The sequence below is a fragment of the Acinetobacter sp. 1125_18A genome (assembly GCF_052824985.1).
In genome coordinates this window covers 1-14526 of the sequence record NZ_VTDG01000028.1, presented here as the reverse complement: position 1 = coordinate 14526, position 14526 = coordinate 1, and the positions used below count along the sequence as shown (strand labels likewise).

Sequence of the window (14526 nt, the reverse complement as noted above, 5' to 3'; positions counted from 1 at the left end):
ATCATTTAATCCTGACTGATTCTTCTTATAAAAAATCACTTTATAAAAATCATTCAAATTAATATTCTTTGCTGTCAGAATAGCTTTGATTTGAGACTCTTTGGGGATAACTTTGGAGTTTGAATAGTACTTAATAGGAGCTTGATTATGAAGTTTTATTTCGGCACTTAATTCAAAAAATTCATTTGGAATAATCTTTTCATTAGCTTTGACTTTACTATCAGTAATAAAAGCCTTTAATTCTAATGGTAATGGAAGTCCCAAAATATAATTATGCGTTTTCAAAAGCCGCATTATATAGTTTAATTTTGTGCCATCCGCTTTTGAATAATTAGGAGAAATATATTCTTCAGACTCAAAATTATGGTCTACTTGCGTTTGTTTTATATCACTAAAATCTTTAGGGAAATTGAAAAAACTTAATAGCCCTTGCCCCATCATGATCTGATTTTTATTAGCCAATCCTTGGAGTTTCGCAGCCAAATCAACTGGCAAGCCTGTAGGTGAAACCTCTCCTACTGTACCAAAGCCATAATTAGCCCATAATACTTCCTCATCATCTCCAAAATTACAACCAACTCGGAAACCAAAGTCCTTGACATCAAAGTCCATTTTTTGTTTTTGTAACCAAGGTTTAATAGTATGCTCCAAGATAACAGTAAGCATAGCAGCTGCATTTATACAATCTAAAATTGATTGCTGCTTATTCACGTAACTTGAACCAAAAAAACCAAGAACAGCATCTCCCATGATCCTATGTACATGTCCATCGAAAGCATGAATTATTTCAATACAACTTTTTATAACTGCGTTTTTGAACTTATATATAAATTCTAAACTATCAGGGTATTTGAGTGATAATCTTGTTGATCCTTTAATATCTACAAACATTGTAGTAATAAATTGATTTTTAGTACCTCCGTATACTAAAGAATTAAAGTCAGGGTGATCTGCAATAGTGCTTAAGTTTAGACTATTACCTTTACCAAAAACCTCTCTAATTTGGCTCTGTAACTTATATTGTTCTGGTTCATTAATCGTTAATTTTAGGCTTTCATCAAGAGCAAAAGGTTTTGATTCGTTGCTATAATTTTCAAGCGATATAGTCCTAGAATTTGATGACTCGTGGACAGAATCTATAAGGAAGGGCGCTTTTTTATTTACTGAATTTACAACATCATCAAAATCACTTACAGAAAAACTAAAACTCATTAGATTAAACTCAATTTAACTTTAACTATTTAATTTAGTGACACATATTAAAAACAAAATAAAACAAGCCAAGAGAATAGTGTATATAACATGACTATTTACCTTCTGATAGTCATCATACTTTTTTTCAGTTACTTTTGCCATAATAGAAACTTGCTGAATTAAATCATCTAAGTGACTGTTTTCATCTCTATTATTCACTTCTTCTTTAAATTTCTCAACACTACTAAATTTAGATACATCACTATAAAAAATAGATGAAAGTTCACCTTCTAATTTATGTTTATTATTTTTATCATTTCTTCTCCTATCAGGTTGAATAACCTTCATACAACTGCTGTACCATTCATAGCATTTATATAGAAAAATTATATATAGAAAAATTATGATAGCCATACAAAATGATGGTTTATCAAATGCAAGCCCCCAACCGACTAACGCAGAAACAGAAGCTAAAATACTAGCCAAAAGTGTAATATGGTTAGATGCTTTAGTATTAGCTAATTGAACATACAAATCATAACGAGCTAATACTCTGAAATAAAAATCAATTTTATCCATAACTCTACCTTAGTTTTTCATATTCATTAAGGTTCTAGACTAGCAGGATTACATTGGTAACGCTTCCTCTAAATAATTGAGTTTTAAAATAGGAAGCTAGACAAGCTATTATATATTTAGCATAAAATCTCATATGAGAACTCCAAAAATCATGGAATTTACAGTCCATTTAACATAATGGCCGTTATACGCAACCAAAGCCATCTAATTTATATAAATCAAATACTTAATAATTTTACATAACCCCAAAAATCCTCAAAAAAGCCGAATCGAAACATCTCGGCTCTTTTTTCGCCGATTTTGATATATTCTGCCAATAAAAACGATCAATAAATAATCAAAATCACAATTTTTCCTGATTTCTTAAGGCTTCAATAACCCACTTTTATCCCCATTTCCTGCGGACAAATCTTGGGATAAATACCTGATAAAATCATGTACGTTTTGGCGTACATTCATTCCAGAAAATTGCCAATAGCCATACTCAGCTCAATTTCCTATGATGGGTTCATTGAGAATAGGATGTTCCACATAACAAAAATAAGATCAGCGACAGGACGCGAGGGATGACAGGAGTTAACCCTAGAACGCAAATACGAAAAACCCCGACAGGATGTCTGGGTTTTTTTATTGTCATTTGAATAATAATACAATTAAGCATAAAATATAGACTGTAATCTATATTGTGGTTGTAATATGTGGACAGTCATTACAATGGATCTGTTTAACGAATGGCTTGTACAGCAAGATGAATCTACACAAGAGAAAGTACTCGCAGCGTTGGTCGTTCTACAGCAACAGGGACCAAGTTTAGGCCGTCCTTTAGTAGATACCGTCTATGACTCCAAATTTACCAACATGAAAGAGCTACGTGTTCAGCATCGAGGTAAACCACTGAGAGCCTTTTTCGCATTTGATCCTTTACGACAAGCTATTGTGCTGTGTATTGGTGCTAAAGGCGGTAAAAAGCGTTTTTATAAAGAGATGTTAGATATTGCCGATCAGCAATACGAACTTCATCTCTCAACTTTAGGAGACCAAGCTAATGGCTAAAACCTTACAGGAATTATTGGCTAGTCGCTCTCCAGAGAGTCAAGCTCGTATTCAACAAATGGCTGATGAACTACTTTTAGAAACTCAGCTTCACCTTATTCGAGAAGAGTTAGAGATTTCTCAAAAAGAATTAGCTGAAACCCTCGGTATCAAACAGCCTTCACTTTCAGCCATAGAAAATCGTGGGAATGATCTAAAAATTTCAACAATGAAGAAATATGTTGAAGCGATGGGCGGAAAGCTACGTATTGATGTGGAGCTTCCAACAGGCAAACATATAGGATTTAATGTGTAACTTGCTTCAACTACTCTATATTACCAAATAACAATTTGGCTTCATTGTGTAAGGTCTTTGGTACATGAAAAAAATTTATATCTGGCTAATTTTCACAGTATTGATAGGGCTTTTACCTATTATTGCTAGAATTACAGCTGTAAATATTTTTATTCTTAAAGATGTCGTTACTATAAGCCCTGTAGATATTATTGTGTTTGGTATTGTCTTACATGTATCGATTCTAAATGAATTAAACAATCTTCAAAAAGATAATGAATGGAGACTGATAGCAATCGGTATTTCTACCTTATTTATTATTGGGTATGTCTTACTACTAAGTGCAGCAATTTGTAGTGAAAGCAAAAGTTTAGCTATAAATATAGATCTACTATTAAATGCATCTATATCTTTAGCAATTATTTCATTTATTCAATGCTTTGTAATTTTATATCACTATAGAAAAATAGAATTGGAGTATTAATAAAAATGAATAATTTAATACTTTATACTGCTATAATATTGTTTTTAATAGGTTTAATTTTCTGTATTTGGTCTATATTTCATATCAGAAAAAAATACTACGATGACTATATTAAGAGGAAAAGATGAAGTTTAAAAATTTTATTTATCTCGATAAAGATAAGATGTACTCAATTTCTTCACAGATGTTCGAAGGAATTGCTCAAGAGCTATTAAAAGAAGAAACTCTTGAGAATCAAGATAGCGAAACTCAAGGCGGTCCTCTACTTAGTGGAAAAGTACTAGCTGATGTTGTAAAAAATACAACTAAATCAACTGAAAAAAAATTTTTACATGACTACTCATTTACTCTCTTTGAAAAAGAATTAAATGATAAAAAAATAATTTTAGATATTAGTGACTTAAACCAACAAGAAATTAGTGAAAAAATAGAAAGTTATTCTTTTATCAAAATCACCAAAGAAGTCACATTCAACGATCATCTCAAACTTCAAGATTTTTTCTCAAAATTTAATCAATTTGGTACAGCTATTAGTCGAATGATAATCTTTGGTGACCAACAAGCATTAGAAGGTTTAGGGAAACAAAGAAAGGATCAATATATAAAAGAAAAGGAAAGTGAACTTCATCAAGACCCTAAATTTTTAGAAAGTTTTGTTTTATTATCTAAACAAGGTTTTAATGATAATTTTGAAGTATCTCAAACTGTTGATAGCTTATTAATCACCTCTTACTTAAATAGAGATTATTTAAGAGAAAGTGAAAATATTTTAATTAGAAAATATTCTAGAAAAACAAATGTTAAAGTAAGTATTATTGGAACAGTTTCCCAATACTTGATGTCAAATAATGCAACACCTAAAGAAGATTTCGATGGTGATCTAAGCGCTCATATGCGAAATATGTTCGAACATTTAGCTAGTGTAGAATATTCAATTTCTGGTAAATCAGATAATGAAATAGTTATAGATCCAATAGCAGCATATATAGAACTATAAAGATACCAAGCCATGGACGGCTTATTATTTAACATAAAATCTCTTATACGAAAGCCCCATAAATTATGGGGCTTTCAAATTTTGGAATAATACAAATCACTGAAAATTTATGGAGTTACTAGCTCCGCAAGCTTAGCAGCAATATCTGCTATAGGTTCTTCTATAGTACTTAAGCCACTTCGAGAGCCGATGTTGGGCTTTTTATGTGTTTACTCTTAAGTTCTATTAAGGAATGCCAGACGAAATATAAGCGTATATCCGTGGATTGGGGTATCCTTAAACCCTATATAAAAATGGAAGGATAAATATATGACAGCACATAATAAACAACATGATCACATGCATGGACCTGATTGTGGTCATACAGCAATTAAGCATGGCGATCATGTGGATTATCTCGTGGATGGGGATTTACATCATCCACATGATGGTCATTGTGATAATCATCTGATTGCAGTCGATAAAAATAACCCTGCCGAATGTACACCTACACATTTATGTACAGGACATGATAGCGAACATGTACATGGACCTAATTGCGGCCATGAAGCAATTAAGCATGGCGATCATGTGGATTATCTCGTGGATGGGCATTTGCATCACCCACATGGTGATCATTGTGATAATCATGGGACTATTGAAATCTTAAATAAATAGAGGCTATTCTAAATTTGGTTCTGTCACTTTATAGAATCAAAATCCAAAGGCATAGAACAATAGCCCATGTTTAGAATTTCTAAAATTAACATAATACGCCTTATGCGAAGTGCTTGAAATTTCTCTATAATAATCAATATCTTAAACAAAGCCGTTCTAGAGTTCAGCGCACTAGAACGGCTTTTTAGTGATTATTCACGTTCCACGGCTATTCTTTGATCATTGTTTCACGACTTTATTCATCTTACTTAAACAATCTTGGTTAATCATAGGGTCTAAAAAATCGACTCCAAAAGCCTCTTTTCGGTTGCTCCGGTTCAACGTGCTCCAGTACTGGAATTCGCTTATTTTCATTTGTATCCGGTTCGTTCTGAGGCATGGCGATGACTTCTTCTTTTTCCTCTGTCATTTGCTCAGCCTGAGTAGGCTCAGGGTCAATAGAAGCAGGGATATGAGGTTTTGGGGCCTCTAAAAGACGTTGCATCATTTCAATCTGATTCTGATAGAACGATTCCCTATCTTTTGCATCATCGAGCTGATTTTTTAGTATGTCTATCTGCTGTCTAAGCAGTAAAACTTCTGCCGAATTTGGACTGTCTACTTTTACAGGTTCTTTTACATCCTGTTTTCTAACAGGTTCACCAAATACTCGAATAGCTTCAGCTAAATCAATCTTATTATCAGAATTTTTACTTAAAATTCCTTTATTTATATGATTGTAAATCGTTTGCCTATTTATGTTGTAAAGCTTAGATAATTCAAGAACTGAAAGACTTTTCATGGTGTAAAACTATGCCTAATCTTGTCAAAAGTTGTTGTCTATTAGACTGTCTAATAGACAAATGATCAAGTCTATAATTCAGGCTGCATTGAAGCCTAACTTTTGAAGATAAGGATATAGTTCTTTAAACCTTTCTTGATCTTGAAGCATCTCAGCAATGCGTACAGCGAACTGTTGATAGCTCTCAGTCCCCTGAGAGTACTTACTCATTTCAGGTAACTCTGCCAGTTTATTGGCAAAAAAATGACGTTGAGCACCTGTCATTTTGGAGAAGATATCTAACGTGTTCGGATCTCTTTTACTTTCGATTGGTTGATTGGCTGATTTCTTTTGTTTAAAACTAAACGAAAAGCCCGAAATAGAACGCCCTTTTTTATGCTGTTCATACTTAATATTGATGTCTGAAAACTCATTAATTTGGTCTATAGCAATATCAAGTACACGTCTCTTAAATGCTTCCATTCTGGTGTATTCGTTTACACCTATACCTAATTGGCTACGGAATTTATTTAATTCAAAAAGAGGGGTCTTTCCTATAGATTTCCACTGCATTAATAATTCATACAGACGAACAGCATAGACACTTTTAAAGTCAGATGTTTTTCTTAGATGATAGCTTGTGAAATATTGTTCAAACCCATCTATTTTAGTGACATGCTCAATAACTACACGAGTTAATGTAATTAAAATTCGGCCTTCACCTTTTTTATAGTTTGCATCTTGAATCCAACGACTTTTTGTTAGGCTTCCATCTTCATTTGTAATAGTGAATTGTCGCTTAAATAGTGAATCTTCTGCTTCAATTAAAGCTAAATAAGCTGCGTCTGGAGAAACATTAAAGGCTTTTGCATATCTAGTGGCATTTAGTTCTAATGGTTCATCAGATGATAACCCTTGTCCTGTTTCTCGAGCATCTACAATAGCGAGCTGTAAAAGACGAGTTTCACTTAAAGTAAGAGTCTGTAGGGCTTGTACAAGTTTATTTGATTTTACGACTAAGTCTGTCATGGTGGTTTATTTAGCAACAGCTTTATTGTGTTGCTATAACAACATAATAAATTTTTGTTGTCAAATACCGAGGAAACGTTGCTATATAACCGAGGAAACGTTGCTATATAACCGAGGAAACGTTGCTATATAACCGAGGAAACGTTGCTATATAACCGAGGAAACCCTTTTAAATAGAGGCTTTCAGCTAATGTAAAAGTATTTAAAAACTTTAAAAATAATTAAAAGCCATTGAAATGAAAAATTGCCCTTGGTTTTCGCTACGCTCAAACTCTATTGAATCTCGCTTTCGCTCGATTCGAGGGGCAATTTTTTGGTTCATCCTTACGTGAATTTGAAGAAAACAAAAGCAAAGTCAAAAGCGACTATGAATTCGCTTCGCTCATGTTTTTTTACTCGCTTCGCTCGCCAAAAATTTAATTTAAGCTCAATCGCTTTGCTCGGTTTTCCCCTTTAAAAGTACAAACGCCAAGTTTGTAATCAGAGAAAAGGCAGCTCGAAATTTTTATGATGCTCAATCACTCGTAGACACTCGTTCGGTTAATTCTATCTGTGTTTTCTATTGTGCTTTTCTCGTTGAATACATGCACCAATCAAAGCACAGACAAAAGCACAAAGCCTTCGCTTCGCTGCGCCTAAAAACAATTACCGTACAAGCTCGCTTCGCTCGTCCTTCCTGGACGTCAGGATTCCTTGTACTTCAAGGGCTGGACGCCCTTGATAATCGTTTTTTGTTGCCTTTCACTTTCCGCTATCGCTCCAAGTTGCAGCGCACTTCGTGCTCGCGCCCCGTCATACTACTACGTAGTTGACCCACCCCCTTTTAAATGCATATTTCGCTAGGCTCGTATGTCCTTCGGATTCGCTGGACGCTCCCACTAAAACGAGGTGGGTCAACTACCCTTCGGGATAGTTTGACGGGGGGGGCTTGCCCCCCAACAACTAACGACATCTGGGAATGTCTAAAGTTCGTGTCCACTCTCTTTTACGTTGTCGGCTCCCCCCAGTCATCTCCGCTGGGGCTTCGATGATGTTCCGCTTTCGCTTCACACCCCTTTGGGGCTAATCTTTGGCTTTCGCCAAAGAAAAAGCACAAACATACTCATAGAGCGAGTGTCTACGAGCGAACAACAGAGATTGAAATTCAAGAAATCCCTTCCCTGATTACATGCTCTATTTGCTCATAGGGTGCATTTAGCCGAGCTTTGCTCGCTGAGGTGGTGGGGAACCTTATTTTGCTTGAGAAATTTGCTTAGAGCGCAAAATAGAGGGGTGGCTATGAGTCCGCCAATATTGACGTATAGACGGTAGCCACCTGAATAGATAAGGACGGTCTAATGACTTAAATCTACTACGCATAGAGTACTGCATAAAATAATTGAGTCAAAATTTGCTGGTTTCAGGTATAACCATACGTTTTGTCGCAACATGTAAATTTATATTATTTAAGAATATAATTCTAAAAAAGTACAAACGCCAAGTTAATAATCCTAGGTGAAGTAAGAAGCCATGTTATGCTTTTGGAGATTCAAAAATTTACGATTGGTGTGAGATTGATCCGAAAAAATATTAATTGAATAAGGTAAATATATATGAGTAGAAAATTAAATTTGGGCTTGTTTCTAGAGGTAGGCTTTCTTATTTCGACGATATTTTCTGTTCTGAGTAGAGGGATTCCATCCAGCTATAGTGAGAGACTAACTTTTTGGTTTTTAATATTTTTTATAGGTGTTATTGTTTACTCCATATATCTATTTAATAATAATATTAAAGCTGAGATAGTAAAAGCTTTTTGTTCAACAGCTATTTCTATGATTTTAATATTAAATTTGACGGATAATCAGGGATTCATAGATATATTTGTGCTATTTCTGCAATGTTGTTTTAGCTTTTCCATTTTCTACAATCTTGTAAAAAACTTTCGAATTTATCAGGACAATTTATAGGCTCAATAATCATAAGGGCTTTGGATTTCTATTAAAGAAGGCTAGAAATGAAACTTAACATTCACACTCCAACCTTGCTTTTTAGTATTGTAAAATTATTAATTAGCGGCATTGTCTCACAAGCATTGTTCAATCCATCACTAGTTCTTAATTTTGAATTGTTAATAGCAGTTGTAAGTACTTTTGTACTTATGTTTATTTTTGAAAAAACCGATCGTTATTTTCTTAAAGAAGTAGGATTTTTTATTCTTCTTAAGAAGAATTTAGAAAATTTAAAGTAGATAATTTACATAAAAATAGAGCTTGCAAATGGGTTCTAACACTCGAATTTCGCATAAGAGATTTTATGTTAAATAAATTCAAATAATTAAATCATCATCGATAATAAAATAATTATAATATATTCATTAATTTAATTAAAAAATATAAAGCAGAGACAGACTTATGAAGTCAGAGCAGAATTACGTAGAAATAAACCGTCAATCGTGGAATAACAGTGTAGACGCTCATCTGAATTCAGACTTCTATAATCAAAAAGAGTTTATAAGAGGAAAAACTTCTCTGAATCCTATTGATTTAGCCATGTTAGGTGAGGTAAAAGGCAAACGTATACTACATCTACAATGTCATTTCGGACAAGATACCATTTCGCTGAGTCGATTAGGAGCAGTAGTCATAGGAGTAGATTTATCAGATAAATCAATTGAAGCTGCTAGAAAAATAGCCGCAGAGTTAGAAGTTACAACTCAATTTATTTGCTGTGATATTTATGATTTACCCAACCATTTGAATGAACAGTTCGACATCGTATATACCAGTTATGGTGTAATAGCTTGGTTACCTGATTTAAATAAATGGGCAGCTTTGATTTCTAAATTTTTAAAGCCCAATGGAAAATTGGTATTCGTAGAGTTTCATCCCGTAGTTTGGATGTTTAGTGATGATTTTAATGCCATTAGTTATAGCTACTTTAATTCTGGAGCCCAAGTAGAATCAGAAGAAGGAACTTATGCAGACAACGACGCTAAGATCAATCAAGAGTATGTAACATGGAATCACGGTTTAGGAGAGGTTATAACTAGTTTAATTCAAAACGGATTGAATATAGATTTGTTTGAAGAATATGACTATTCGCCTTATGCATGTTTTAGCCATACCGTTGAGGTTGAATATAAAAAGTATCGAATTGCTCCTCTCGACGATAAAATACCTATGCTATATGCAATAGTAGCAACGAAGAAGGACTAAGTTATTTGATGTAACAGCATACAAAAGGTTATCTGCATTAATTGCGGATAATTTAAGCACTGGACGAATTGATAACACTGATGAAAAGCCAAATTTGACTAAAAAACACTCGATTTTATTGGCGAAAGATATCAAACCTGCTCAAAAAAAAGCCGACTTGTGTCGAAGCTGGCTTTTTGGGGTATTTTAAGATTATGTAAAATGGTTAAGTTGCTGTTTTTAGATGAATAAGAATATTAGAGTTCGCATAACGCCCATTATGTTAAATAGGAAGATATAAAAACCAATTTTATTTCATGTATTAAAAAATTTTTCTAACTGTCTAAAGAGTTACAGGATTCCAGCAGAAGTCTCGAACAATAATGACATGGTTATTTCCATAAATAATATACAGATCATACTTTTTTAGATGTGATGAAATTTTTTCCATAATGACCTCTGCAATTCTATCTCGGTCACATATTTCATAAAATTGATCCCATTTTAGTGTAATTCCTTCATTACTATTTTTTCTAATTAACTCATTAATATCATTAGATATTGATTGTATAGATTTAGCCATAACCTTTCTTAGAGTAACCTTACAATGATCTTAAATATATATTAAAAATATCTTATAGTGAACAGTTTTTTAACACAAAATGAAAAATAAAAAAATCTGAGATGTCCGTAACTTGGCGTTTGTACTTTTTTAGAATTATGTTCTTATATAATATAAACTTACATCTTGCGACAAAACGTATGGTTATACCTGAAACCAGCAAATTTTGACTCAATTATTTTATGCAGTATTCTATACGTAGTAGATTAAGTTATTAGACTGTCCTTATCTATTCAGGTGGCTACCGTCTATACGTCAATATTGGCGGACTCATAGCCACTTCCCTCTATTTTGCGCTCCAAGCAAATTTCTCAAGCAAAACAATGTAATCCACTACCCCCAGCGAGCAAAGCTCGGCTAAACGCATCCTATGAGCAAATAGAGTATGTAATCAGGGAGGGTATGTCTTGAATTTCACTTTCTGTTGTTCGCTCGTAGACACTCGCTCTATGAGTATGTTTGTGCTTTTTCTTTGGCGAAAGCCAAAGATTAGCCCTGAAGGGGTGTGAAGCGAAAGCGGAACATCATCGAAGCCCCAGCGGAGATGACTGGGGGGAGCCGACAACGTAAAAGAGAGTGGATACGAACTTTAGACATCCCCAGATGTCGTTAGATGTTGGGGGGCAAGCCCACCCCGTCAAACTATCCCGAAGGGTAGTTGACCCACCTCATTTTAGTGAGAGCGTCCAGCGAATCCGAAGGACATACGAGCCTAGCGAAATATGCACCTAAAATGAGGTGGGTCAACTACGTAGTAGTATGACGGGGCGCGAGCACGAAGTGCGCTGCAACTTGGAGCGATAGCAGAAAGTGAAAGGCAACAAAAAACGATTATCAAGGGCGTCCAGCCCTTGAAGTACAAGGAATCCTGACGTCCAGGAAGGACGAGTGAAGCGAGCTTGTACGGTAATTGTTTTTAGGCGCAGCGAAGCGAAGGCTTTGTGCTTTTGTCTGTGCTTTGATTGGTGCATGTATTCCACGAGAAAAGCACAATAGAAAACACAGATAGAATTAACCGAACGAGTGTCTACGAGTGATTGAGCATCATAAAAATTTGGAGCAGCCTTTTCCTTGATTACAAACTTGGCATTTGTACTTTTAAAGGAAAGAACCGAGCAAAGCGATTGAGCTTAAATTGAATTTTGGGCGAGCGGAGCGAGTAAAAAAACATGAGCGAAGCGAATTCATAGTCGCTTTTGACTGTGCTTTTGCTTTTTCTTAAATTCACGCAAGCATGAACCAAAAATTGCCCCTCGAATCGAGCGAAAGCGAGATTCAATAGAGTTTGAGCGAAGCGAAAACCAAGGGCAATTTTTATTTACCAAGGTTTTTAATTAATTTTAATGTTTTTAAATGCTTTTAGACTTACTAAAAGCATTGATACATAAGTATTTCAAAGCTTATATCACTACGTTTATCGATCTATATCACTACGTTTATCGACCTATATCACTACGTTTATCGACCTATATCACTACGTTTATCGACCATTTGACTACTTAAGTATTTAATGTAGTATTACTACACTATTTTTGAACGTAGTAATAAGAGCAATGAAAGACTTAGTTGTCAAAGATAATGCTTTAATTAATGCAAGTTATAACCTTGATTTAGTTGAGCAAAGGCTAGTCCTCTTAGCAATCATTGAAGCCAGACAGACAGGCAAAGGGATCAATGCTAATGATGCTTTGGTAATCCATGCATCAAGCTATATTGAGAATTTTAGTGTAGAGAAACATACTGCCTATGCTGTTTTGAAAGAGGCAAGTAAAGTCTTATTTGATAGGAGGTTTACATACCAATCTCTAACAGATAAAGGCAATGTAAAAACTACTCATACTCGCTGGGTAAGCGAAATTAGCTATATTGATAATGAAGCATCTGTAAGTCTTATCTTTTCACCAGCTGTTGTTCCATTAATTACAAGGCTCGAAGAACGCTTTACCAGCTATGAATTAAAGCAAGTAAGTCAATTAACTAGTCGGTATGCCACTAGACTTTACGAACTATTAGTTGCTTGGCGTAGCACTGGCCAAACTCCTATATTTGAGATCGCAGAATTTAGACAGCAGCTTGGTATTGCTGATGATGAATATACTCGCTCAGATAATTTTAAAAGAAGGGTCCTAGATATAGCTATATCTCAAATCAATACCTTTACAGATATCAAAGTTAAATCTGAACAGCATAAAGCTGGACGATCTATTTCAGGCTATAGTTTTTCATTTAAGTCAAAAACATCAGTTAAAAGTAATTCTAAAAAAAGTAGCGAACAGCTAGAACTAATTAATCAATTGTCAGATAAACAGATTTTTTTATTCTCAAGTAAATTAGCTTATGAACCTAAATTTTCATCAAAATATAGTAAGGCTGGAGAAAGCTATGACGACTTTATAATCAGAATATCCGAGGACTTAACCGATCCTAAAAAAATTAAGGAATATTCTCCATATCTTAAAGAATTAGGATTTAAATAAGTTTTTAAATTGACACTGTCAACTTAAAAGTAAAGTATTAACTCAACTTAACCACCAGTTTACACTATGAAAAAAATATCAGTTTCAGAATTGGCTAAGCTGTATGGATATTCAAGACAGGCTATATATGCCCATATAAATAAAGGAAATTTATCAAAAGGATCTGATGGTTTAATTGATTTCTCAGAAGCTTTAAGAGTATTTGGCGAGCCACAAAACAAAGCAAATAATGTCAACCAAAGTCAATCAGTTAACAGTCAAAATTTGACTGAAGTTGACTTACTAAAACAACAAGTTGACATGCTTGAAAGACAGTTGAATCAAGCTTTACTTAGAGAGAACCAATCATTAGAACGAGAGTCTTTCTATCAGGAACAAATTGAAGCTATGCAACGCTTATTGGAAGCCCCAAAATCCTACATCCCTACATCTATCGACCTAGAACGGACTCAATCTGAATCAACTACAGAAGAAAAATCAGAAGTCATCGCCATGCCTAAGAAAGAACCTCAGGTAAATGAAAATAAGCGTGTACCAATACCAGAGCATATTGAATCTGAACCGGAGAAAAGGGGATTTTGGAGTCGTTTTTTCAAACCATATGAGTAGGCAAAAAAAAGCCACATACTTGGGGTTTATATGTGGCTTGAAAGTGATGGATAGCCTATAGCTTCTGGAGTTCCATAAGAAATATATTGCACCAGGAACATGAATAAATGATGCTGAAGATGTCGTTTAAATAATTATTTATATGGATAAGATGTCACTTAGCCTTGAAAACGTGAGTGATGATCATTAAATAGGGCTACACAAAAACGTGAAACAATGATCAAAGAATAGCCGTGGAACGTGAATAATCACTAAAAAGCCGTTCTAGTGCGCTGAACTCTAGAACGGCTTTGGCTAAGATATTGATGCAAAAAGAAAAAATTCAAGCATTTCGCATAAGGCGTATTATGTTAATTTTAAGAAACTTTAACAATAAAACCCAACTCCTATCTTCCAAATTTTATTTTTAACTTATTCAATAGGAACGTAAATATAGTCTCTGAAAATAATTTCTTGTTTTCTATTTAAAACTTCACATTTTATAAAATGAAGACCTTTATAGTTACAGTCACGTTCAAAAGTTTTCTTTGAATAAAAATAGTTTAGTCCTTGAGATACATCATGATCAAAGTTATGATTTTCAACTTCCTCTTCAAGATATTTTATTAAAGATGGTTC

Annotated in this window: 13 protein-coding genes and 1 pseudogene; 9 read left to right on the top strand and 5 right to left on the bottom strand. The window is 34.2% G+C overall.

Translation table 11 applies throughout. The annotated features are described in order from the left end of the window. Both FY049_RS21950 and FY049_RS21945 read right to left on the bottom strand, forming a co-directional pair. The coding region (locus FY049_RS21950) for an adenylate/guanylate cyclase domain-containing protein (protein WP_446084407.1) at window positions 1–1212 on the bottom strand (1212 nt) is incomplete at its 3' end. Between the two features lie 21 nt (window positions 1213–1233). Continuing rightward, window positions 1234–1773: a hypothetical protein gene (locus FY049_RS21945; RefSeq protein WP_446084406.1), complete on the bottom strand. Its 540-nt coding sequence runs from the start codon at window positions 1771–1773 to the stop codon at window positions 1234–1236. Window positions 1774–2469: 696 nt separating this feature from the next. Here FY049_RS21945 and FY049_RS21940 point away from each other — a divergent pair. The 5 genes from FY049_RS21940 (at window position 2470) to FY049_RS21920 (ending at window position 5238) form a co-directional block, all read left to right on the top strand. Continuing rightward, window positions 2470–2826 carry a type II toxin-antitoxin system RelE/ParE family toxin gene (locus FY049_RS21940; RefSeq protein ID WP_446084405.1) on the top strand — a complete coding sequence of 119 codons (357 nt, stop codon included), beginning with the start codon at window positions 2470–2472 and terminating at the stop codon, window positions 2824–2826. Then, on the top strand, window positions 2819–3121 hold the full coding sequence (locus FY049_RS21935) for a helix-turn-helix domain-containing protein (protein WP_005804939.1): 303 nt from the start codon (window positions 2819–2821) through the stop codon (window positions 3119–3121). The genes FY049_RS21940 and FY049_RS21935 overlap by 8 nt, the downstream gene beginning before the upstream one ends. Window positions 3122–3185: 64 nt before the next feature. Then, window positions 3186–3584, top strand: a complete 399-nt coding sequence (locus FY049_RS21930) for a hypothetical protein (RefSeq protein WP_446084404.1) — start codon at window positions 3186–3188, stop codon at window positions 3582–3584. Between the two features lie 124 nt (window positions 3585–3708). Beyond that, window positions 3709–4581 carry a DUF6414 family protein gene (locus FY049_RS21925; protein ID WP_446084403.1) on the top strand — a complete coding sequence of 291 codons (873 nt, stop codon included), beginning with the start codon at window positions 3709–3711 and terminating at the stop codon, window positions 4579–4581. A gap of 309 nt (window positions 4582–4890) precedes the next feature. Then, a complete protein-coding gene (locus FY049_RS21920; protein WP_446084402.1) occupies window positions 4891–5238 on the top strand; it encodes a hypothetical protein in 348 nt (115 codons plus the stop codon). Window positions 5239–5500: 262 nt separating this feature from the next. Here the strand turns inward: FY049_RS21920 and FY049_RS21915 are convergent, their stop codons facing one another. Both FY049_RS21915 and repM (FY049_RS21910) read right to left on the bottom strand, forming a co-directional pair. Beyond that, window positions 5501–6019, bottom strand: coding sequence for a plasmid replication DNA-binding protein (locus FY049_RS21915; RefSeq protein ID WP_446084401.1), 519 nt, complete (start codon window positions 6017–6019; stop codon window positions 5501–5503). 78 nt (window positions 6020–6097) lie between these two features. Next, complete coding sequence (gene repM, locus FY049_RS21910) at window positions 6098–7027, bottom strand: replication initiation protein RepM (RefSeq protein ID WP_446084400.1); 930 nt, start codon at window positions 7025–7027, stop codon at window positions 6098–6100. A 1993-nt stretch (window positions 7028–9020) separates the two neighbouring features. Here repM (FY049_RS21910) and FY049_RS21905 point away from each other — a divergent pair. The 4 genes from FY049_RS21905 (at window position 9021) to FY049_RS21890 (ending at window position 13908) form a co-directional block, all read left to right on the top strand. Next, window positions 9021–9254 (top strand): hypothetical protein, encoded by a 234-nt coding sequence (locus tag FY049_RS21905; protein WP_446084399.1) that lies wholly within the window; start codon window positions 9021–9023, stop codon window positions 9252–9254. Window positions 9255–9417: 163 nt separating this feature from the next. Further along, complete coding sequence (locus FY049_RS21900) at window positions 9418–10221, top strand: class I SAM-dependent methyltransferase (RefSeq protein WP_446084398.1); 804 nt, start codon at window positions 9418–9420, stop codon at window positions 10219–10221. A 2154-nt stretch (window positions 10222–12375) separates the two neighbouring features. Continuing rightward, a complete protein-coding gene (gene repM / locus FY049_RS21895; RefSeq protein ID WP_446084397.1) occupies window positions 12376–13299 on the top strand; it encodes a replication initiation protein RepM in 924 nt (307 codons plus the stop codon). Between the two features lie 66 nt (window positions 13300–13365). Beyond that, window positions 13366–13908, top strand: coding sequence for a plasmid replication DNA-binding protein (locus tag FY049_RS21890; RefSeq protein ID WP_446084396.1), 543 nt, complete (start codon window positions 13366–13368; stop codon window positions 13906–13908). A gap of 411 nt (window positions 13909–14319) precedes the next feature. Here FY049_RS21890 and FY049_RS21885 read toward each other — a convergent pair. Further along, window positions 14320–14526: pseudogene (locus tag FY049_RS21885) on the bottom strand (adenylate/guanylate cyclase domain-containing protein); the annotation flags it as partial.